Raw genomic sequence first — 18,454 nt, 5'->3', positions numbered from 1 at the left:
GGATGAAGATGACACGAGCTGCCGCGCGGGGCCTCGCCGCCGTCTGCATCTTCAGCATCATCGCGCCTGCCGGCACGGTGCCGGCTGCCCCGGCTGCGCCGTCCTTTTCCAAGCTCAGCGCGCGCGTCATCGATTCTTACGTTCTGCCGCGCTTCAAGCGTCTGGAACAGGCGAGCGGAGGCCTCGCCGCGGACATCGCGCGCATCTGCGATGGCGCCAAGGGCGGGCTCGCCAACGCCAAGCGCGATTTTGCGGAGACGGCGCTCGCTTGGGCGGAGGCGGAGTTCCTCCGTTTCGGCCCGATGTCCGAGATCGGGCGCCCCGAGCGGTTCTATTTCTGGCCCGATCCGCGCGGCGTTGCGCAGCGCCAGATCAATGCGCTCATCGCCAAGCGCGACGCGACCGCGCTCGATCCCGTCACACTCGCCAAGAAGAGCGCCGCCGTACAGGGTTTATCGGCCCTCGAGGTCCTGCTCCACGACGACGAACACCCGATCACCGGCGCTGACGACGACGCCCGCTACCGCTGCCGGCTGGCTCTGGCCATAGCGCGAGCGATGAACGGTCTCGCTTCCGAGGTCGTCGCCGAATGGGATGGCGAAGGAGGTTGGCGCCGCCGCATGCTCGAGCCCGACCCGCAGGGGACCCCATACAAGACGGCGGAGGAGGCCGCGGCAGATTTTGCGCGCGCGCTCGTCACCGGGCTGCAGATGATCCAGGACCGCGAGGTCGCACCGATGATCGCGGCTATCGCTACCCCCGACAAGCCGCCTCGCTTGCCCTTTCAGCGCTCCGGGCTCAGCGCGCGCTATATCGTCTCTGGCATCGCCTCCGCCAAGGCTCTCTACGAGACGATGGGCCTTGCTCGCAGCGTCCCCAGCGACAAGGGTTGGATGCCGCGCTGGATCTCCGCGGCATTCGAGAGGCTGGCTCGCGACGCACCCGCCGCGGTAGAAAATATCCCGCGCGCCAAGGACCACAAGGACCGCGAGCGCGAGCTGCGCATGGTGCGCTTTCACGTCGAGGGCATTCGCAAGCTGGTGGGGCGCGAGATCGCCCCGCTGGCGGGACTGACGGTAGGGTTCAACGAGCTCGATGGCGATTGACCGGCGGCACTTCCTGATTGGCACGGCGCTCACCATGGCGTCGGCGGGTGCCACGCGCGCATTCGCCGGCATGCTTGACGGCGACCTCGGCAGCGGCGTCGCGGCAGGCGATCTCATCGCAGCCTGCCGCCGGCCCGACGGCAGCTATTCGGTCGTGGTGCTGTCGCTCGACGGCACCGTCCTGCGCGAGCTGCCGCTCGAAGGGCGTGGCCACGACATCGCGCTCGACCGCGCCAGCGGACAGGCGGTGGTGTTCGCCCGTCGCCCCGGCTCGTTCGCGCTCGCCTTCGACCTGCACGATCGACGGGAGCCGGTGCTGTTCACCACCCCCGCCAACCGCCACTTCTACGGCCATGGCGTGTTCGCGCGCGACGGGCGGCTTCTGTATGCCACCGAGCACGATAACGACACGCGCGACGGGCGCATCGGCGTCTACGACGCTATGGGCAACTATCGCCGCATCGGCGAGTTTCCCACCTACGGCATCGGTCCGCACGAGGTGATCCTCCTGGCCGACGGCAAGACGCTCGCCGTCGCCAACGGCGGCATCGAGACTCACATCGAGACGGGGCGCGAGAAGCTCAATCTCTCATCCATGCAGCCCTCGCTGGCCTTCATCGACAGCGCGAGCGGCAGGCTCCTTTCCCAACACATGCAGCGCGCCAGCCTACACAAGCTGTCGATCCGCCACCTGGCGCAGGATGCGCGCGGGCTCGTGTGGTTCGGCTGCCAGTGGGAGGGGGCGGACGCGGAGACGCCGGAACTCGTCGGATGCGCCGGCCTCGATCAGCCGCTGCGGATCGTCGAGCCGGCAAGGCCGATGGGTGCGGAGCTGGCCGGGTACATCGGCGCCGTTGCCGTCAGTGGCGATGGGCGCATCATTGCGGCTTCGGCTCCGCGCGCCGGCCGCATCATCTATGTCGACACCGAGCGCGCAGCGATCATCGGCGAGACGCTGCTGATGGATGGCTGCGGTGTGACGGGGGCTTCGCGCTCAGGGTTCGCGATGAGCTCCGGCATGGGCGTGTTGCAGACCGATCGGCCGGACCACACTCATCTGGTAACGACGACCTTTCCCGGCCGCGCGTTCGACAATCACCTGCGCCTCATCGGCTGAGATCAAGCCGCGCGTGGCGCCGATCCGATGAGGTGCGGGCGTCGAGGGCTGGCAGATGCGCGCGCGGCAACGGACGCAATAGACGCGGCACCCGGCGCTCGATCACGGGCGCACGCTGCGGCGCCGGCGATGCCGTCATCACTCCCCAGATGATGGCCATCATGAGGTAGAAGTGGCGCCAGTGATCGCTATCGATGATGACGCCCTCGAACGCCGTCGCGGCGAATCCGGCAAAGACGACGAGGAACAGCATACGCGTGTCGGTCGCCTTCAGGGTGAAGCGGAAGCCGAGCATGAGCGTCAGCGCTACGAGGATCAAGTAGATGCCGCCCCCCAGCCAGCCGGCGCTCAAGAGCAGCGTCAGGTAGACGTTGTGCACCTCTTCTGGATGGTGACGGGCGGAAAATTCCTTGGCGCCGATGCCGAGCGGGTGCTCGACGATAAGCCCGACGGCTTTCTCCTGGCCGCCGAAGCGCCCCTCGGTGCCGGTGTCGTACGACTGCTCGAAGCTGGCACGTTGACTGAGCAGGTCGGCGACCTGATCGGAGCTGAGCGCGGCGATGACACCGCCGGCGGCAAGGATGCCTCCCGCCGCGAGCAGTCCGATGAACTTCAGGCGTACACGCGCTTGCCGCGTCGTCACCAGGAGCAGGTAGCCGTAGATTGCGAGAGCCACGACGAGATTGATCCAGGCGCCGCGCGAAAAGCTCAAGAAGACGCCGAGCGCGAGGAACGCGGCGCCGGCGAGCGGCAGCAGCATCTTGCCGAGCGAGCGCTCCAGGGCCGAATTGAGCACGTAGAGCAGCGGCACGACGAGGAACGGCCCGAACACGTTGGGGTCCTTGAACGTGCCGCTGGCGCGGTCGTTGTGCGTAAAGACCTCATAGCCGCCGGGGATCAGTCCGAAATAGCCGAGCACGGCGGCGCCACACGCTAGGAACGCGGCAAAGGTCCACGCCTTGAGGATCAGCTGGGTGTGAGCGCGGGGTGAGCGGGCGACGAACGCGGCAAATATCAAGCACGCGGCGTAGAGATAGAGCGTCACGGCGACATGGGTCGCCGTCGCCCTGAGGTCGAGCGAGAACGAGGCGGCGAGGATGGCGCCGGCACCGGCGACGAGCCACAGCGCGCCGAAGGCCAAAATCCCAGGATTGAAGGCAACTAGTCCGATGGTCGGCAGCAGCACGATGAGGCCGACGGTGAGCGCGTCGACCGGCGCCGGCTCAGTGAATACGATGCCGCTCGCCGCAATCGTCAGCGCTACGGCGGCAAGCGCCAGCCGAGTGACGAGGCCGCGCCGCGCTGCAACTGTGCCGGGCGCGGCGCCGCCACTGTCAATGTCTGCGGCGATGACCGTCATCCTTGCGCTCCCGCGCTCACCGCTCAGTAGGCGTTCTCAGACTTGAGCAGCGCGAAGGGCGTCTTTAGCAGGATGTAGGTATCGAGCAGCAGCGACCAGTTCTCGATATAGTAAATGTCGCATTCAACGCGCTTCTGAATTTTTTCGGGAGTGTCGGTCTCTCCCCGCCAGCCGTTGATTTGTGCCCAACCGGTAATTCCGGGTTTCACTTTGTGACGTGCGAAGTATCCATCGACGACCTCGTCGTAGAGGTCGCCGGCGGCCTTCGCCTCGAGCGCATGCGGACGCGGCCCGACCAGCGACAGGTTGCCGAGGATGACGTTGAACAGCTGCGGCAGCTCGTCGAGGCTGGTCTTGCGGATGAAGCGCCCGACGCGAGTCACGCGCGGATCGTCCTTGGTGACGAGCTTGGCGGCGTTGGCGTCGCAGCGGTCGGTGTGCATCGAGCGGAACTTGAACACCTCGATCAGCTCGTTGTTGAAGCCGTAGCGCTTCTGGCGGAACAGCACGGGGCCGCGGCTGTCGAGCTTGATCGCTGCTGCGACGGCGAGCATGAGCGGCGCCAGAAAGATGAGCGCCAAGGTGCCGACCACTTTGTCGAACACCCACTTCGACACCGAGCCCCAGTCGGCGATGGGCTTCTCCAGCAAGTCGATCATGGCGACGTTGCCGATGCGCGAGTAGGTGCCGGGGGTGAAGCGCAGCTCGGTGGCGCGCGCCGGCAGCTTGATATCGGCCGGCAGCACGGCCAGCGAGCGCGTCACTTCGACCACGCGTTTCTCGGCGGTGATCGGCAGTGCGACGATGACGAGGTCGAGGCGCGAGTTGCGGGCGAAGGAGACGAGCTGCTTCAGCCCGCCGAGGCGCGGGTAGCCGGCAATGACGCGATCGACGCGGTCATCGCTGCGGTCGTCGAAGATGCCGGTGATGCGGATGTCGCTGTCGACGTCGACCTCGAGGTCGGAGATCAGCTTCTCCGAAATGACGCCGCCGCCATAGATCGCGGCGCGGCGGTAGAGCCGCCCCTGCTGCGTCCAGCGACGAACGATTCCGGCGACGACGAGGCGCTCGCCGAGCAATACGACGATGCCGGTGACGTACCAGGCGGCGAACCAGACGCGGGAGAATTCGTGGCCAGCCTTGAGGAAGAAGGCGCCAGCGAGCAGCAGTGCAAAGGCAGCCGTCCACGCAATCAGGACGCGCGGCATCTGCCGGATGAAGGAGTTGAACGAGGCATGCGAGTAAAGGCCGAGCATGTCGAAGCCGGCAGCGGTTACCACCGCCGTCATGCCGATCGCTGCCATGTAGTAGGGGTTGCCGATGATCACCGGCTCGTCGACGTAGAACTCTGCGACCACCAGGCCGAGCATGCAGACGAGGACGATGTCGAGTGCGCGCACGGCCCCGCGGATGACGACCATCGACATGAGGCTGGTCTTGTCGTCGAAGCGGAAATCGGCGAGGCGCGGGGCTTGGCGCGCAATGGGTACCGTCTGCGGAACGGAGGCGTGGCCAATGTTGAGCATTCGGTGGGATCCGTGACCTGTGACGCGAGACTGCCCAACTCGTAAGCAGACTTCGTGCCACGGCGCGGATGCGGGGCAGCTCGGTCGGTAAGCTTTGCAGGTAAGGTTAGCGGCCGAGACGCTCGGCGTAGAAGGCCAGCACCTCGTCGGCCGCCCGCGCGACTGTGAAGCGCTCGGCGACTGCCGTTTTCAGGCGCTCGGCGCGCGCTTTGGCGCCCTCGGGGTCATCGAGGAAGCCCTGCATGGCGCGCGCCAGGGCCTCGGCGTCGCCCGGCGGCATGAGAGGCGTGCCGGTGCCGTTAACGATCTCGGGAATGCCGCCGACGTTGGTGGCCAGCAGCGGTATGCCGGCGGCGGCTGCTTCCAGGACGATGTACGGCATGCTCTCGGCTCGAGACGGGACAACGAGGCTGCGACCGAGCGCGAAGGCGGCGCGAGCCGGCATCGCGTCGCGAAAATCGACGACGGCATCGAGACCAAGCTGATGGGCCAGAGCTTTGAATGCGGTGGCGTCAGGCCCCGCGCCGACGATGACGGCGCGCACGGGCCGCAGGGCCGCGAGGCGCGCGATGGCCTGCAACAGGACATCGACGCCTTTCAGCTGCCGCAACTCGCCGATGAACAGGAAGTCGGCTGCGTCCGTGTTCGGCTGATGTGGGGCAAAGTCGCCCGGCTGCAGCGCGTTGGGGATCACCCGTTCCGGCACGCCGCGGGCGCCGACCTTCCGATTGTAGACCCGGCGGATGAAATCGCTCTCGAAGATGAGGCCGTCGGTGTAGCGGACGAGGAACTTCTCGATCGCCGCGTACAAGATACCCTGGGGCGAGCTGAGCTTGTAGTGCAGGCTGCCGCCGTGCGGCGTGTAGAACGTCGCCATGTTGCGGCCGTCGAGGCGCAACTCGCGTGCCGCCAGGCGCGCGTAGGCGCCCCCCTTGGCGCCGTGCCCATGCAACACGTCGACGTGCAGTCGGCGCGCGATGTCGCGGACGGCGCGGCTCGTCGCGAGGTCCCGCGGCCCCGGTAACCGTCCCATGGGAATGCGCGCGATACCGAGCGTCAGGTGGCCTTCAGCCTTGGCGAGGCGTGCTTCGGTGAGCGGGTCGGAGACGGTGGAATCGAGGATGTAGCCGACCTCGTGCCCGCGCGCGGCCTGCTCGCCGCTCAGGTCGAGCACGTGCCGGAACAGGCCGCCGACGGGCGCGCGAAAACAATGGATGATGCGCAAGCGCTCGGCCACGCCGGCTCCCGATGTTCACCTGCAACTAGAACCACCGTTCGAAGACGTAAACGGTGTCGCCAGGGCACAATGGGTAGTCGGCAGGTGCTTCGATTTGGTCAATGAGGGCGCCCAGCTTGCGGGTGATGCGGTACGAGCGCTTGCTGGCGCGCTCGGTGTAACCGCCGCCCACGGCGACGGCCTGCTCGACCGTCATGCCGGAGATGAACGGGTACTGGCCGGGGAGGCGTACCTCGCCCAGAATGAAGAACGGACGGTTCTGCGCCACATCCACGGTCACTTGCGGATCCTTGACGAACTCGCGCCCCAGCCTGGCGGCGATGGTACGTTCCAGGTCGACCGTGGTGCGGCCGCGGGCGCGCACCGAGCCGATCAGCGGAATGGCGATGTTGCCGACCTGATCGACCGTGTATAGCCGCGACAGGTTCGGCTGGCCGTAGACGAACACGCGCAGCCTGTCGCCGGTATCGAGGATGTAGGGCTCAAAGCCAGTCGGCCCGCCTGAGGGCATGGCGGTGACGACGACGGCGGGGCCCCAGGCGACGGGAGCAGGCGGCGGCCCCACGGGAACCGGCGAGACTATGCGAGAGGCGTCGGTATGCCAGCCGTCGGCGACCTTCACGGGCGCGGGCGCCGCGGTGTTGGTGCCGGTGTCGATGCCGGTGTCGCTGCCCTTGAGCGGCAGCACCTGGTCGACGGTAGTGTCGCCCCAGCCGGTGACCTTGTCGGAGGCGCCCTGCTGGACGACGGCCTCGCCCCAAGCCGCAGCCTTGACCGGCTGCGCCGGGTCGGTGGTGGCGGCGTCCGGCTTGTCGTAGATGACATCGACCGGCAGCACGCTGACGGCGTCGAGCTTGCCCAGCCCGCTCAGGTCCTCGCTCATCTGGGCCAGGTGCGATTGCGCGCAGCCGCCCATGAGGACGGCCGCAGCAGCCAGCAATGATGCGATGCGCAAGGACATGGACCGAGAGCCGGAGCGGATAGGTTCGTCGCACACTCACTGTGCGGGCCGATCGGTTAACAAATTCTGAGCGGGCGTCCGATCTTTGGACGCTTAATCAAATCGCAACCCGACAGCGCTCTAATTTGAAGCAACCATTAGGTCTTCATTTGAAGCGGCCCCCAATGACCACCGCGTCCCCCGACGACATCGACATCAGTGCCGTGTGGCGCTCGCTGCGGCGCGCCCTGCCGAAGCTCATCGTGCTGAGCCTCATTACCGGCGGCATCACCTACGCGGTCCTGTCGCAATTCCCGCCGCGCTATACGTCCGAGGCACAGATCCAGGTGGTCGCGCCCAAGGATGGCAACGACCGCACCTTCGATTCGGTGGCGGCACGCCTCGACAAGGAGGCGATCAACACGCACCTGCGTAGTCTCTTGTCTCCGGACCTCGCCCTGCAGATCATCTCCGAGGAGAAGCTCGACAAGAACCCCGAGTTCAACGACGCGCTGCAGCCGCCGAGTAAGCTCGATCGGATCCTGCGGGCGCTCGATATCGGCACTCGCAACGAGGAGAGCGAGCAGGACCGCGTGCTCAAGGCCTTCTTCAGCCGCCTCGAGGTCTACTCGCCCAAAGAGAGCCGCGTCATCGGCATCCAATTCACCTCCAGCGACCCGAAGCTCGCCGCCGAGGTGGCGAACCGCATTGCCGAGACGTATCGCACGCTGCTCGCCACCCGCACCCTGTCGGAAACCGACGAGGTGCAGAAAGCGCTGCAGCCGAAGATCGACAAGCTCGTCAAGGAGGTCGCCGAGGCGGAGGCGGCGGTCGAACGCTTCCGCGCTCAAGCCAACATCTTCAAGGGCGGCCCGAACAACACCGGCCTCAACCAGCAGCAGCTCGCCGACCTCAATGCCGAGCTGACCAAGGCGCAGGCGGCGCGCAGTGAAGCCGATGCGCGCGCCCAGTCGGTGCGCGAGATGGTGCGCGCCGGCAATGCCGAGGCGCTTCCCGACGTGCAGCGCTCGCCGCTCATCCAGAACCTCGTGCAGCAACGCGTGCGCGTCGAGCGCCAGCTGTCGGAGCTGTCGGCGACGTTGCTTCCCGCCCATCCGCGCATGCGCCAGTTGCGCGCCGACCTCGAAGGACTGCAGCGCCAGATCAAGAGCGAGGTGGGCAAGATCGTCGAGGGCATCGAGAAGAGCGCCTCCATCGCCGCCTCGCGTGAAGCCGCCGTGCGCCAGAGCCTCGAAGCGATGAAGAAGCAGGTCGTCGGCACCGGCGACGACGAAGTGCAGCTGCGCCAGCTGGAGGCCGTCGCCAAGTCGAAGCGCGCCGAGCTCGAGCGCCTGCAGGCGCGTTTCGAAGCCAACCGCGTGACCGCCGACCGGCGCGCGGTGCCGGTCGAGGCACAGATCGTGTCGGTGGCGCGCCCGACCAGCGTGCCGAGCTTCCCCAAGCCGTTGCCCTACGCGATCCTCGTCGCTCTGGCGACGCTGCTGTTCGGCATCGCCGTCGTCGTCACCAGGGCGCTGTTCACCGCCGCGCGAGCCGCTCCTGCCCAGCGTCAGCCTGCCGGCAGGGAAAGCGGCGCCGCCGTTGGCGCCGGCGGGCTACCCGTCTTCGCGCGCGACGCCAGCCGCGTCCACGTCGTGCAGTCGATCGGCGACCTTGCCCTCCAGCTGGTGGCGCATCCACAGGACATCGGCGGCTACCGCGCGCTGATGACCGGCGCCTCCGACCAGATCGACGTTGGCACCGAGGCCGTCGAGCTGGTCAAGGCCATGTCCGACGCAGGCGCCGATGTGATCCTCATCGATTGGAGCCCGGAGGGCCACGGGATCGCGGAGCGAATGGGCTTCGAGCCGCGCGCCGGCCTCAACGAGCTGTTGCAGGGCAAGGCAACCTTCGAGGACGTCGTTACCCGCATCCCGGCCAGCGGCGCACACTTCATCCCGGCCGGAACCGCCGTGCTCGACCGGGACACCGTGCTCGACCCCGACCAGCTCAACCTCACGCTCGACGCGCTCGACACTGCCTACGATCACATCGTGGTGGCGGCCCGCAACGACGTCGCGCGCGCGCTGTTTGAGGCGATCCTCGGACGCTTTGATGCCGGCATCGTCGTCAGCGAGCCTAAGCGTCGGGGTGCCATGCCGGATGTGCCGGGAAGCTTCCTCGGCTTCGAGGTCACCGATATCGAGCTGTTCCGCCTCGAGCGTGCCAAATCGAACCAGTTGGCGCGCGAGCGGCTTGCTCGCTTCGCCGCCAGGGGCAACCTCGAAGCGCGCACTGGCTGACCGAGAGTGACGGACTGCCCCATTTAATGGGGCATTAGCCAAACGGCCTGCTCGCCCGAGTGGGTTAATCACCCAGCGAAGGCGCCTGCACGAATATTGCTGGAGTGTCGGCAGTACGCGCTGCGGCGCGCGACACCCCGCGCAAGAGGACAGCATGAGCAGGCGATCGACAACGCTCATCAAGACGGCGCTGGCCGCCGTGCACTATTCCGGCGCCGGCAGTCTGCTTGCCCCCTACACACGCGGCGCTGGCGTCATCTTCATGCTGCACCATGTGGATCCCAGCCCGCCACAGGAGTTCGAGCCGAGCCGCATCCTCAAGGTGACGCCGAGCTTCCTCGATTCCGTCGTGCGCGAGGTCATCGACGCCGGTTTCGATATCATCCCGCTCGATGCGGTACGCGAGCGGCTCGAGTACGCGGATGAAGCGCGGCCGTTTGCCTGTTTTACGCTCGACGATGGCTATCGCGACAACCGCGAATACGCCTATCCGGTCTTCCGCCGCTACGGCACCCCCTTCACCGTTTACGTCACCACCGACCTCGCCGACGGCCGCGGCGACTTCTGGTGGCTGACGTTCGAGAAGGTGCTGCGCGCCGCGCCGCAGATCACCCTTGCCATGCGCGGCGAAACGCGTCACTTCCGTCTAGCGACGGCCGCCGAGAAGGAGGCCGCGCATCACGAGATCTACTGGTGGCTGCGCGCGCTGCCCGAGACGCAAGCGCGCGCCGTGGTGGCCGAGCTCGCCGCCACGCACAACATCGACCCCAAGGCCGCGCACGCCAATCTGGTCATGTCGTGGGACGAGCTGCGCGATCTTGCCGACGATCCACTGGTCACGATCGGTGCCCACACGAAGCGGCATTTCGCGCTCGCCAAGTTGAGCGAGGCCGAAGCGCGCGCCGAGATGGCGGAGAGCATCATCCGCATCGAGGCGGAGCTGGGGCGCCCCTGCCGCCATTTCAGCTACCCCTACGGCTGTGCGAAAAGCGCCGGTGGGCGCGAGTTCCGGCTCGCCGAGGAGCTCGGCATCGAGACGGCTGTGACCACGCAAAAGGGGCTGCTCTACCCCGAGCACGCGCACGAGCTGACCGCGCTGCCCCGTCTTTCCCTCAACGGCGACTTTCAGGATCTGCGCTACGTCAAGGCACTGCTGTCGGGCGTTCCGTTCGCGCTGATGAACACGCTGAAGCGCTACGCCGGCGCGCGGCTTTCCGCCTGAAGCCTGCTCGCACTGCAGCATCGCCCGCGGCGTTCGGCGCCTTGATCGCGCATGGCCCGGCCATTATCACCCGGCCTCAGGTTGAGTAGGGGCAGAGCACGCCTTGGCCATACCCGTTCCACACCGCATGAGCGGCGCTGCCGGCGCCAGCGCCGATGGCGCCGTACGCGTCTGGCTGCTCATCGTCGCGGCGCTCGTGTTCGCCATGATCGTCGTCGGCGGCGCCACGCGTCTTACCGACAGCGGCCTATCGATCACCGAGTGGCAGCCGCTGCTCGGCGCCATCCCGCCGCTTAGCGAGGCCGACTGGCAGGCGGCGTTCGACAAGTACAAGGCGATCCCCGAGTACTCGATCGTCAACGCGGGTATGTCGCTAGAGGCCTTCAAGGCCATCTACTGGTGGGAGTGGACACACAGGTTTCTCGGCCGCTTCATCGGCATCGCCTTCGCCCTGCCATTCCTCTTCTTCTGGCTCACGGGCAAGCTGCGCGGCAGCTTCGCGCTCAAGTGTCTTGGAATCTTCGCGCTGGGTGGCCTGCAAGGGGCTATCGGCTGGTACATGGTGAAGTCGGGGCTCAGCGAGCGCATCGACGTCAGCCAATACCGTCTCGCGCTGCACCTTCTTACGGCCTTCTCGATCCTGGCGCTGCTCGTCTGGCTGGCGCTCGAAGCCGGGCCTGAGAGCGGGCGCATCCGTCTTCACACGGTGACGCGCGGCCAGCGGCGCACGGCAATTGCGCTGTTTGCCCTCATTTTCGTGCAGTCCGGCCTCGGCGCGCTGGTCGCCGGGTTGAAGGCCGGCCTCACCCACAACACCTGGCCACTTATGGACGGCAAGCTCGTACCCGACGGGCTCGCCTCGCACACGCCCTGGTATCTCAACTTCTTCGAGAACGTGACGACGACGCAGTTCGATCATCGCGTCGTCGCGTACGTCGTCGTCGTCCTCGCGCTCGTGCACCTCGTATCGCTGATACGCTCCGCCGACGACGAGCGCGTCGTAGGGTCCGCGGCTCTGCTTGCCGTTTGCCTTCTTGCACAGATGCTGATCGGCATCTGGACGCTTCTGTCGGGCGTGCCGCTGGCTCTAGGCTTGGCGCACCAGGCCGGCGCGGCCATCGTGATCGCCGCCGCCACGCTGCATCTCAGCGCAATTGCGCGGGCTGCCGCGCCTTAGCCGAAGATGCCGGTGCGACGGCCGAGTCCAGCCCCAGCATCAGACCGATGTTTTGCACCGCTGCGCCGGCGGCGCCCTTGCCGAGATTGTCGAGGCGAGCAACGAGGACGGCCTGCTTCAGGTCGGCCTTGCCGAATACGAACAGCTCCATGCGGTCGGTGCCGTTGAGCTCCTCGGCGGCAAGGCGCACGGCTTTGGCCATAGGCTCGCGGGCGACGCTGATCAGCTCCTGGCCGCGATAATGTGCATCGAGTGTCAACTCGAGGTCGCGCAGGCACGGATTGCCCGGCAGGGCATCGAGGTGCAAGGGAACCGACACCAGCATGCCCTGGCGGAAATTGCCGACCGAGGGCACGAATATCGGGCGCCGGCTGAGGCCGGCATAGCGCATCAGCTCCGGCACGTGCTTGTGCTCAAGGCCGAGCGCGTAGAGCTCGAACGAAGGCGCGGTGCCGGTCTCATAGTCTTGGATCATGCTGCGGCCGCCGCCCGAATAGCCGCTCACCGCGTTGACGGTAAGCGGGTAGTCGGCGGGGATGATCCCGGCATCGACGAGCGGCCGGATGAGCGCGATGGCGCCCGTCGGATAGCAGCCGGGGTTAGCCACCCGGCTGGCTTTCCGGACAGCCTCTTCCTGTGCAGCATTCAGCTCGGCAAAGCCGTAGACCCAGCCGGGCGCCACGCGGTGCGCGGTCGAGGCGTCGAGGATGCGCGGCGCCTCGGCGCCCAACTCGTCGGCGAGGGCGACGGCCTCGCGCGCCGCATGGTCGGGCAGACACAGCACCACGAGATCGACCTCGCGCAGCATCGCCTTGCGCGCGGCTGCATCCTTGCGCAGCGCTGGATCGATGCTCTTCACCTCGATGCCCGCGACGCGCGCCAGCCGCTCGCGGATCTCGAGCCCGGTCGTGCCGGCCTCGCCGTCGATGAAGATTTTCGGGTGCTGTGACGTGCTCATTGGCTGGGTTCCGCGGCAGTAAGCGGCCTGTCGCACGCGCGGCTTAAGGCGCCGCGCACCGGCCTGTCAATTGCGTGCCGATAATATAGAGCGCGAGGTAGCGCTGCGGATAGGCAACTAGGGCGCTGGGGCCGGAACCGGGGTTGGAGGCGAGGCCAGCCCCAAGCGGTGCAGGATACCCTCCCACAAGGTCTCCGAGCAGCCGAAGTTGAATGCTTTGCAGGTCACCTCGTGCGAGCCCTCGTAAATCATGCCGAGCGCCACCCACAGGATGATGAGCAGGCCGATCCACGTGATCCAGGGGTACTTCACCAGCAGCTCGGCAATGTAGTGCGAGGCAACGGCCATCAGCACGATGGCCACGGCAAGGCCGATGACCAGAACCAGCGTCGAGCCCTTGGCAGCGCCGGCCACAGCCAGCACGTTGTCGAGCGACATGGAAACGTCGGCGATGGTGATGAGACCGACGGCCGTCCAAAAGCCGAGCTCGCCGTTTTGCACCGGTTCGCCGGGCTCGATATCCGTATGCTGACTGCCGGTGGTGATCTGCAGGTACATCTTCCAGCAGACCCACAAAAGCAGCAGGCCGCCGGCGAGCGTCAAGCCGATGATGGCCAGGAGCTGTACCGTGACGGCGGCAAAGAAGACGCGCAGCACCACCGCGGCGGCGATGCCCCAGAAGATCACCTTGGCGCGAATTTCTTTCGGCACGCGTGAGGCGGCGAGACCGACGATGATGGCGTTGTCGCCCGCCAGCACCAGGTCGATCATGGTGATGTTGATGAGGGCGAAGAAGTTCTGCCGGTACCATTCGGGAGAGAGCAGATGACCGGCTTCCTCAATGACTACGCTCAGCATCGTGCCGAGGTCTTGCAGCAGCCAATCCATTTCACCTGCCCTGTCATGGCGTTGGCGGCAAAGGCCGCAACGCCGTGTCTCCCACCGGCCGCGTATGTGGCATTCCCGCGAACGGTGGGCAAGTCTCAGGTCGCCAAAATGCGACGGGCCACTCCGAGGAGTGGCCCGTCTGAAAACCGTGCCGAAGCCGGCCTTGTTCCTTAACGCTTGGAGAACTGGAAGCTGCGGCGAGCCTTCATGCGGCCGTACTTCTTGCGCTCGACGACGCGGCTGTCGCGCGTCAGGAAGCCGCCCTTCTTGAGGACGCTGCGCAGGTCGGGCTCGAAGTAGGTCAGCGCCTTGGAGATGCCGTGGCGGACGGCGCCGGCCTGACCGGACAATCCGCCGCCGACCACAGTCACCATGATGTCGTACTGCGTCGCGCGGTTCACGGCCGACAGCGGCTGCTGCAGCAGCATCTGCAGCACCGGGCGCGCAAAATACTTGGTGTAGTCCTTATCGTTGACGGTGATGGCGCCGCGGCCGGGCTTGATCCACACGCGGGCGACCGCGTTCTTGCGCTTGCCCGTGGCGTAGGCGCGCCCGAGGCTGTCGAGCTTCTGCACGTGCTGGGGAGCGGCGGCGGCCATGGCCGCGCCCTTGATCTCGCCGAGGTCTTCCAAAGACTTGGTTTCCTGCGCCATCGCCTCAGACCCTCGCGTTCTTGCGGTTGAGCTTCGCCACGTCGAGCTTCTCCGGGCTCTGTGCCGCGTGCGGGTGCTCGGTGCCCTTGTAGATCTTCAGATTACGCATCAGCTTGCGCTGCAGCGGCCCGCGCTTCAGCATGCGCTCGACCGCCAACTCGACCACGCGCTCGGGGTGCTTGCCCTCGAGGATCCGGCGCGGCGTGGTCTCCTTGACGCCGCCCGGATGACCGGTGTGGCGGTAGTAGACCTTGTCGTTGTGCTTATCGCCGGAGAAGATCACCTTCTCGGCGTTGATGACGACGATGTTGTCGCCGCAGTCGACGTGCGGGGTGTAGATTGGCTTGTGCTTGCCCTTGAGGCGCGTGGCGATGAGAGCGGCGAGCCGACCGACGACGAGGCCATCGGCGTCGATGAGGATCCACTTCTTCTCCACCTCGCCGGGCTTGGCGACGTAGGTCGTCATAGTCGGGGCTCCAATGCTGGATCGCCAGAATGGCGCGCGCCCAATGCGCTGCACGCTCCGGCGCGAGAGGCGCCTTGAAACCAGATCCGCCGCCGCCTGTCAATTGAGTTGCCGCTAAAAACTGAAAACACAAAGCATATCAATGTATTATGCAATGTGGTAACGTAATACCGCCTGGCGAGCGGGCGACGACGCAAAAGCTGTGGGGGGCGTGCTTGCGGCGCCGGCCGGTTTGAGGCAATTGGCAAAGATGAGTGAAAGCATCAGCGCCGCTTTGTCCTCAGGGCGTGAAATCGTCGCAAAATATTGATGGCAATCGCCGTTCAAATCCGCGCAGGCGGAACATAACTCCCAGGGAGAAGACCGAATGCGGCAGGCTCTGATACGTTTTATCCCCTTGCTGGCGGTGATGTGCCTAGCGCTCGGCCTTCCGGCGGCGGCGCAGGAGCCGAAGGAAGAGCCGATCAAGCAGATCAAGCTGACCGAGGCGCAGGTGAAAAGCTTCATCTCGGCGCAGCCCGACCTCGCCAGCGTGGCGACGAAGCTGCAGGAGGCCGGCGACAACATCGACGCGGGCCTGCAAGCCGAGCTCGACGCCATTGCCAAGAAGCACGGGCTCGGCAGCTTTTCCGAACTCGACGACGTCGCCGCCAACATCTCGATCGTCATGGCCGGCCTCGATTCCAAATCCGGCGAGTTCACCGAGCCGGTCGAGGCGTTGAAAAAGGAGCTCGCCGACGTCACCGCCGATGCCTCGATCCCCGACGCCGACAAGAAGCAGCTCATTGAGGAATTAAACGATGCGATCAACACCACGCCGCGGCTCGAGCACCTGGAAAACGTCGAGCTGGTCAAGGCGCACCGGGCCGAGATCGAGCGCGCCCTGCAGTAGCATTGTAGGCCGGCCTTAGCCGGCGAGGATAACTTGATGATGCAGGAGCGCACGCACACCGCCGCTACACCGTCGACCACCGAGGCGCCGCTGCTCACCCTCGAGCGGCCGCGGCCCGGCGTTGCCCTCCTCACCTTGAACCGGCCGGCGACGCGCAACGCGCTGTCGCTGGCCATGATCGGCGAGGTGCACGCCGCCATCGACAAGCTCGGCGCCGACAAATCAGTCGCCGCCATCGTGCTCGCCGCGAGCGGCCCCGTGTTCTCCTCCGGCCACGACCTGAAAGAGCTCATCGCCCACCGCGCCGACGCCGACAAGGGCCTCGCCTTCTACAGCGAGGCGATGACCCGCTGCTCGGCCATGATGCAGGCCATCGTCGCCTGCCCCAAGCCCATCATCGCCGCCGTGCAGGGCACCGCCACCGCCGCCGGCTGCCAGCTCGTCGCCACGTGCGACCTCGCCGTCGCCGCGGAGGAAGCCCAGTTCTGCACCCCCGGCGTCAACATCGGCCTCTTCTGCTCGACGCCCATGGTCGCCCTGTCGCGCAACGTGCCGCGCAAGCGGGCGATGGAGATGCTGCTGCTCGGCGACATGCTGTCGGCTTCCGAGGCCGCCGACCTCGGCCTCGTCAACCGGGCCGTCCCGGCGAGCCAGGTGCTGCCCGAAGCCATCGGCCTCGCCGAAAGGATAGCCGCCAAGTCGCCGCTCACCGTCGCCATGGGCAAGGCCGCCTTCTACGCCCAAGCCGAGATGCCGCTGAAAGAGGCCTACGCCCACGCGGCGCAGGTGATGGTCGACAACATGATGGCACGCGACGCGGAGGAGGGGATAAGCGCCTTCCTCGGCAAGCGGAAGCCGGAGTGGAAGGGCTGCTGAGGAGCCGCCGATGCAGCCGCGCCTGTCGCTCATCACCCTCGGCGTCGCCGACCTCGCCCGTGCGCGCGCCTTCTACGAGGCGCTGGGCTTCAAAGCCGGGCGCGCCTCCAATGACAACGTCACCTTCTTTCCCGCCGGCGGCGTCGTGCTCGCCCTGTTCGGCCGCGGCGCGCTGGCCGAGGACGCCACCGTCGCCGACACGCCGACCGGCTCCGCCGGCACGGCTAGAGGCTTTGCCGGCATCGCGCTGGCCCACAACGCCCGCAGCGAGGCCGACGTCGACGCGGCGCTCGCCGAGGCGGTCGCCGCCGGCGGCAAGCTGATCAAGCCGGCGGGCAAGACCTTCTGGGGCGGCTATGCCGGCTACTTCGCCGACCCCGACGGCCACTTGTGGGAGGTGGCACACAACCCCTATTTCACGCTCGACGATGGTGGCCGCGTCGTCCTCGACATGTGATAGACCCCGCGCATGAGCAAACCGCTTACCAGCCACGACCGCTACAGCGACGACTACATCGCCGACATTTTGCGCGAAGCGCGGGTGTTCGCCTTCGTTGGCGCCTCGGCCAACACCTCGCGGCCGAGCTACTTCGCCATGAAGTATTTGACGGGCAAGGGCTACACCATCCACCCCGTCAACCCGGGCAATGCGGGGCAGAAGATTCTCGGGCAGACCGTATACGCGTGCCTCGCCGACGTGCCGGGCCCCGTCGACGTCATCGACATCTTCCGCAACTCGGAGGCCGCGCTCGAGGTGACGCGCGAGGCGATCGCGCTGAAAGACAAGCTCGGCCTCAAGGTCGTGTGGATGCAGCTCGGCGTGCGCAACGAGGAGGCGGCGCGCGAGGCCGAGGCGGCGGGGCTGAAGGTGGTCATGAACCGCTGCCCGAAGATCGAGTATGGGCGTCTGTCGGGCGAGATCGGCTGGGCGGGCGTCAACTCGGGGCAGATCTCGAGCGTGCGCCCCAAGCTGGCGCCCACCGGCGTGCAGAGCCTCGCCCTCGGCAAACGCTGATCCCGCCTTTCCGTCTGTCATCCCGGACGCTGCGCAGCGGCGATCCGGAATCCAGCGCATATCCAGTCGAAGACACCGCATTGCTAAATAGCTGCGCGCACCTTGTGCTGGATCCCGGGTCTGCGTTCGCTGCCGCTCACTTGCCCGGGATGACAGTCGAGTCCCGCCCATGGCCTATTGCCCGTTGCCCTTGATCGGCGTGCCGTCCGCGTCGGATAGCGACAAGCCGAGGATGGCCATCGCGCTGCGAAAGCGCTTCTTGGCGAGGCTGGCGTGATCGTCGAGGCAGACGACGCCTAAGCCGAAGCAGCGCTTGCGCCGCCGGCATTTCTTCACCCGGCATACGCGCGGCAGACCCATGGCCGAGGCGAGCAGGCGCTTCTCGAAATAGCCCTCCTCGCCGAACAGCTCCTGCGCCGTCTGCGCGGCGCCGCCGCTGCGGTTGTCTCGCTTCCCCGGCGCGGTGGATTGCATGCGTGCTCTTCTCCTTTGCTTGCGGGGCGCGCCGCATCGCCGCTCGCGAGCGGGCGCTCCGAGGCATGCGGCAGTGAGGGAACGCGGGCGCCAAACGACCGCCATCCATAGTCAAATTCCGGCAGCCTTTCGGCGCCCGCGTGCGGTGGCTCGCAAAGCCGAGGGTGCTCTTCACGACGGCAACGGGCCTTAGGGTCCCACCCGGCGCTTCACGGGCCGGGCTATCATCGCTCAGGACCTAAAG

18 protein-coding genes are annotated in these 18,454 nt (G+C 66.7%); 9 read left to right on the top strand and 9 right to left on the bottom strand.

The genetic code is table 11. The features are described from left to right. The first annotated feature begins 8 nt into the window (after positions 1-8). On the top strand, positions 9-1,106 hold the full coding sequence (locus tag F9K20_RS01940; RefSeq protein ID WP_290997145.1) for an imelysin family protein: 1,098 nt from the start codon (positions 9-11) through the stop codon (positions 1,104-1,106). Next, positions 1,096-2,223: a DUF1513 domain-containing protein gene (locus F9K20_RS01935; RefSeq protein WP_290997144.1), complete on the top strand. Its 1,128-nt coding sequence runs from the start codon at positions 1,096-1,098 to the stop codon at positions 2,221-2,223. The genes F9K20_RS01940 and F9K20_RS01935 overlap by 11 nt, the downstream gene beginning before the upstream one ends. On the opposite strand, the gene F9K20_RS01930 is transcribed toward F9K20_RS01935, so the two are convergent. From F9K20_RS01930 to F9K20_RS01915, 4 genes are all read right to left on the bottom strand, one after another. Further along, positions 2,213-3,583, bottom strand: a complete 1,371-nt coding sequence (locus tag F9K20_RS01930) for an O-antigen ligase (protein WP_290997143.1) — start codon at positions 3,581-3,583, stop codon at positions 2,213-2,215. The two genes, F9K20_RS01935 and F9K20_RS01930, sit on opposite strands and share 11 nt — an antisense overlap. A 23-nt stretch (positions 3,584-3,606) precedes the next feature. Further along, on the bottom strand, positions 3,607-5,109 hold the full coding sequence (locus F9K20_RS01925; RefSeq protein ID WP_290997142.1) for an undecaprenyl-phosphate glucose phosphotransferase: 1,503 nt from the start codon (positions 5,107-5,109) through the stop codon (positions 3,607-3,609). Between the two features lie 106 nt (positions 5,110-5,215). After that, positions 5,216-6,346: a glycosyltransferase family 4 protein gene (locus tag F9K20_RS01920; protein ID WP_290997141.1), complete on the bottom strand. Its 1,131-nt coding sequence runs from the start codon at positions 6,344-6,346 to the stop codon at positions 5,216-5,218. Positions 6,347-6,371: 25 nt separating this feature from the next. Next, entirely contained in the window at positions 6,372-7,307 is a 936-nt protein-coding gene (locus F9K20_RS01915) for a polysaccharide biosynthesis/export family protein (protein ID WP_290997140.1), read from the bottom strand. A gap of 164 nt (positions 7,308-7,471) precedes the next feature. On the opposite strand from F9K20_RS01915, the gene F9K20_RS01910 reads away from it, so the two are divergent. The 3 genes from F9K20_RS01910 (at position 7,472) to F9K20_RS01900 (ending at position 11,988) form a co-directional block, all read left to right on the top strand. Next, entirely contained in the window at positions 7,472-9,589 is a 2,118-nt protein-coding gene (locus F9K20_RS01910; protein WP_290997139.1) for an exopolysaccharide transport family protein, read from the top strand. A 154-nt stretch (positions 9,590-9,743) separates the two neighbouring features. Then, positions 9,744-10,811 (top strand): polysaccharide deacetylase family protein, encoded by a 1,068-nt coding sequence (locus F9K20_RS01905; protein ID WP_290997138.1) that lies wholly within the window; start codon positions 9,744-9,746, stop codon positions 10,809-10,811. Positions 10,812-10,914: 103 nt separating this feature from the next. Further along, the gene (locus tag F9K20_RS01900; RefSeq protein ID WP_290997137.1) at positions 10,915-11,988 is read left to right on the top strand and encodes a COX15/CtaA family protein; all 1,074 of its coding nucleotides are present in this window, start codon (positions 10,915-10,917) and stop codon (positions 11,986-11,988) included. Here F9K20_RS01900 and argC read toward each other — a convergent pair. The 4 genes from argC to rplM all read right to left on the bottom strand — a co-directional run bounded on the left by argC (position 11,957) and on the right by rplM (position 14,953). After that, the gene (gene argC, locus F9K20_RS01895) at positions 11,957-12,946 is read right to left on the bottom strand and encodes an N-acetyl-gamma-glutamyl-phosphate reductase (protein ID WP_290997136.1); all 990 of its coding nucleotides are present in this window, start codon (positions 12,944-12,946) and stop codon (positions 11,957-11,959) included. The two genes, F9K20_RS01900 and argC, sit on opposite strands and share 32 nt — an antisense overlap. Positions 12,947-13,063: 117 nt before the next feature. Next, on the bottom strand, positions 13,064-13,834 hold the full coding sequence (locus F9K20_RS01890; protein WP_290997135.1) for a TerC family protein: 771 nt from the start codon (positions 13,832-13,834) through the stop codon (positions 13,064-13,066). A gap of 170 nt (positions 13,835-14,004) precedes the next feature. Continuing rightward, positions 14,005-14,487: a 30S ribosomal protein S9 gene (rpsI, locus tag F9K20_RS01885; protein ID WP_290997134.1), complete on the bottom strand. Its 483-nt coding sequence runs from the start codon at positions 14,485-14,487 to the stop codon at positions 14,005-14,007. Positions 14,488-14,491: 4 nt separating this feature from the next. Next, on the bottom strand, positions 14,492-14,953 hold the full coding sequence (gene rplM, locus F9K20_RS01880; protein ID WP_290997133.1) for a 50S ribosomal protein L13: 462 nt from the start codon (positions 14,951-14,953) through the stop codon (positions 14,492-14,494). Between the two features lie 367 nt (positions 14,954-15,320). Between rplM and F9K20_RS01875 the strand changes: the two genes are divergently transcribed. The 4 genes from F9K20_RS01875 to F9K20_RS01860 are packed head-to-tail and all read left to right on the top strand — an operon-like array spanning position 15,321 to position 17,736. Beyond that, the gene (locus F9K20_RS01875; protein WP_290997132.1) at positions 15,321-15,845 is read left to right on the top strand and encodes a hypothetical protein; all 525 of its coding nucleotides are present in this window, start codon (positions 15,321-15,323) and stop codon (positions 15,843-15,845) included. Between the two features lie 36 nt (positions 15,846-15,881). Continuing rightward, a complete protein-coding gene (locus tag F9K20_RS01870; RefSeq protein WP_290997131.1) occupies positions 15,882-16,721 on the top strand; it encodes an enoyl-CoA hydratase in 840 nt (279 codons plus the stop codon). 10 nt (positions 16,722-16,731) lie between these two features. Then, the gene (locus tag F9K20_RS01865; protein ID WP_290997130.1) at positions 16,732-17,178 is read left to right on the top strand and encodes a VOC family protein; all 447 of its coding nucleotides are present in this window, start codon (positions 16,732-16,734) and stop codon (positions 17,176-17,178) included. Between the two features lie 12 nt (positions 17,179-17,190). Next, positions 17,191-17,736, top strand: a complete 546-nt coding sequence (locus F9K20_RS01860) for a CoA-binding protein (RefSeq protein WP_290997129.1) — start codon at positions 17,191-17,193, stop codon at positions 17,734-17,736. Between the two features lie 174 nt (positions 17,737-17,910). Here the strand turns inward: F9K20_RS01860 and F9K20_RS01855 are convergent, their stop codons facing one another. Continuing rightward, entirely contained in the window at positions 17,911-18,210 is a 300-nt protein-coding gene (locus F9K20_RS01855) for a hypothetical protein (protein ID WP_290997128.1), read from the bottom strand. Positions 18,211-18,454: the final 244 nt, after the last annotated feature.

The organism is Hyphomicrobium sp., from assembly GCF_009026145.1.
In the GTDB taxonomy this organism is placed as follows: Bacteria; Pseudomonadota; Alphaproteobacteria; order Rhizobiales; family Hyphomicrobiaceae; genus Hyphomicrobium_A.
This window is presented reverse-complemented; position numbering and strand designations above follow the sequence as displayed.

Coding starts and splice junctions, on each gene's coding strand:
- F9K20_RS01855 (WP_290997128.1), bottom strand. CDS start 18,210: ATGCAATCCACCGCGCCGGGGAAGCGAGACAACCGCAGCGGCGGCGCC.
- F9K20_RS01940 (WP_290997145.1), top strand. CDS start 9: ATGACACGAGCTGCCGCGCGGGGCCTCGCCGCCGTCTGCATCTTCAGC.
- rplM (WP_290997133.1), bottom strand. CDS start 14,953: ATGACGACCTACGTCGCCAAGCCCGGCGAGGTGGAGAAGAAGTGGATC.
- F9K20_RS01905 (WP_290997138.1), top strand. CDS start 9,744: ATGAGCAGGCGATCGACAACGCTCATCAAGACGGCGCTGGCCGCCGTG.
- F9K20_RS01910 (WP_290997139.1), top strand. CDS start 7,472: ATGACCACCGCGTCCCCCGACGACATCGACATCAGTGCCGTGTGGCGC.
- F9K20_RS01930 (WP_290997143.1), bottom strand. CDS start 3,583: ATGACGGTCATCGCCGCAGACATTGACAGTGGCGGCGCCGCGCCCGGC.
- F9K20_RS01935 (WP_290997144.1), top strand. CDS start 1,096: ATGGCGATTGACCGGCGGCACTTCCTGATTGGCACGGCGCTCACCATG.
- argC (WP_290997136.1), bottom strand. CDS start 12,946: ATGAGCACGTCACAGCACCCGAAAATCTTCATCGACGGCGAGGCCGGC.
- F9K20_RS01860 (WP_290997129.1), top strand. CDS start 17,191: ATGAGCAAACCGCTTACCAGCCACGACCGCTACAGCGACGACTACATC.
- F9K20_RS01915 (WP_290997140.1), bottom strand. CDS start 7,307: ATGTCCTTGCGCATCGCATCATTGCTGGCTGCTGCGGCCGTCCTCATG.
- rpsI (WP_290997134.1), bottom strand. CDS start 14,487: ATGGCGCAGGAAACCAAGTCTTTGGAAGACCTCGGCGAGATCAAGGGC.
- F9K20_RS01875 (WP_290997132.1), top strand. CDS start 15,321: ATGCGGCAGGCTCTGATACGTTTTATCCCCTTGCTGGCGGTGATGTGC.
- F9K20_RS01890 (WP_290997135.1), bottom strand. CDS start 13,834: ATGGATTGGCTGCTGCAAGACCTCGGCACGATGCTGAGCGTAGTCATT.
- F9K20_RS01925 (WP_290997142.1), bottom strand. CDS start 5,109: ATGCTCAACATTGGCCACGCCTCCGTTCCGCAGACGGTACCCATTGCG.
- F9K20_RS01870 (WP_290997131.1), top strand. CDS start 15,882: ATGATGCAGGAGCGCACGCACACCGCCGCTACACCGTCGACCACCGAG.
- F9K20_RS01865 (WP_290997130.1), top strand. CDS start 16,732: ATGCAGCCGCGCCTGTCGCTCATCACCCTCGGCGTCGCCGACCTCGCC.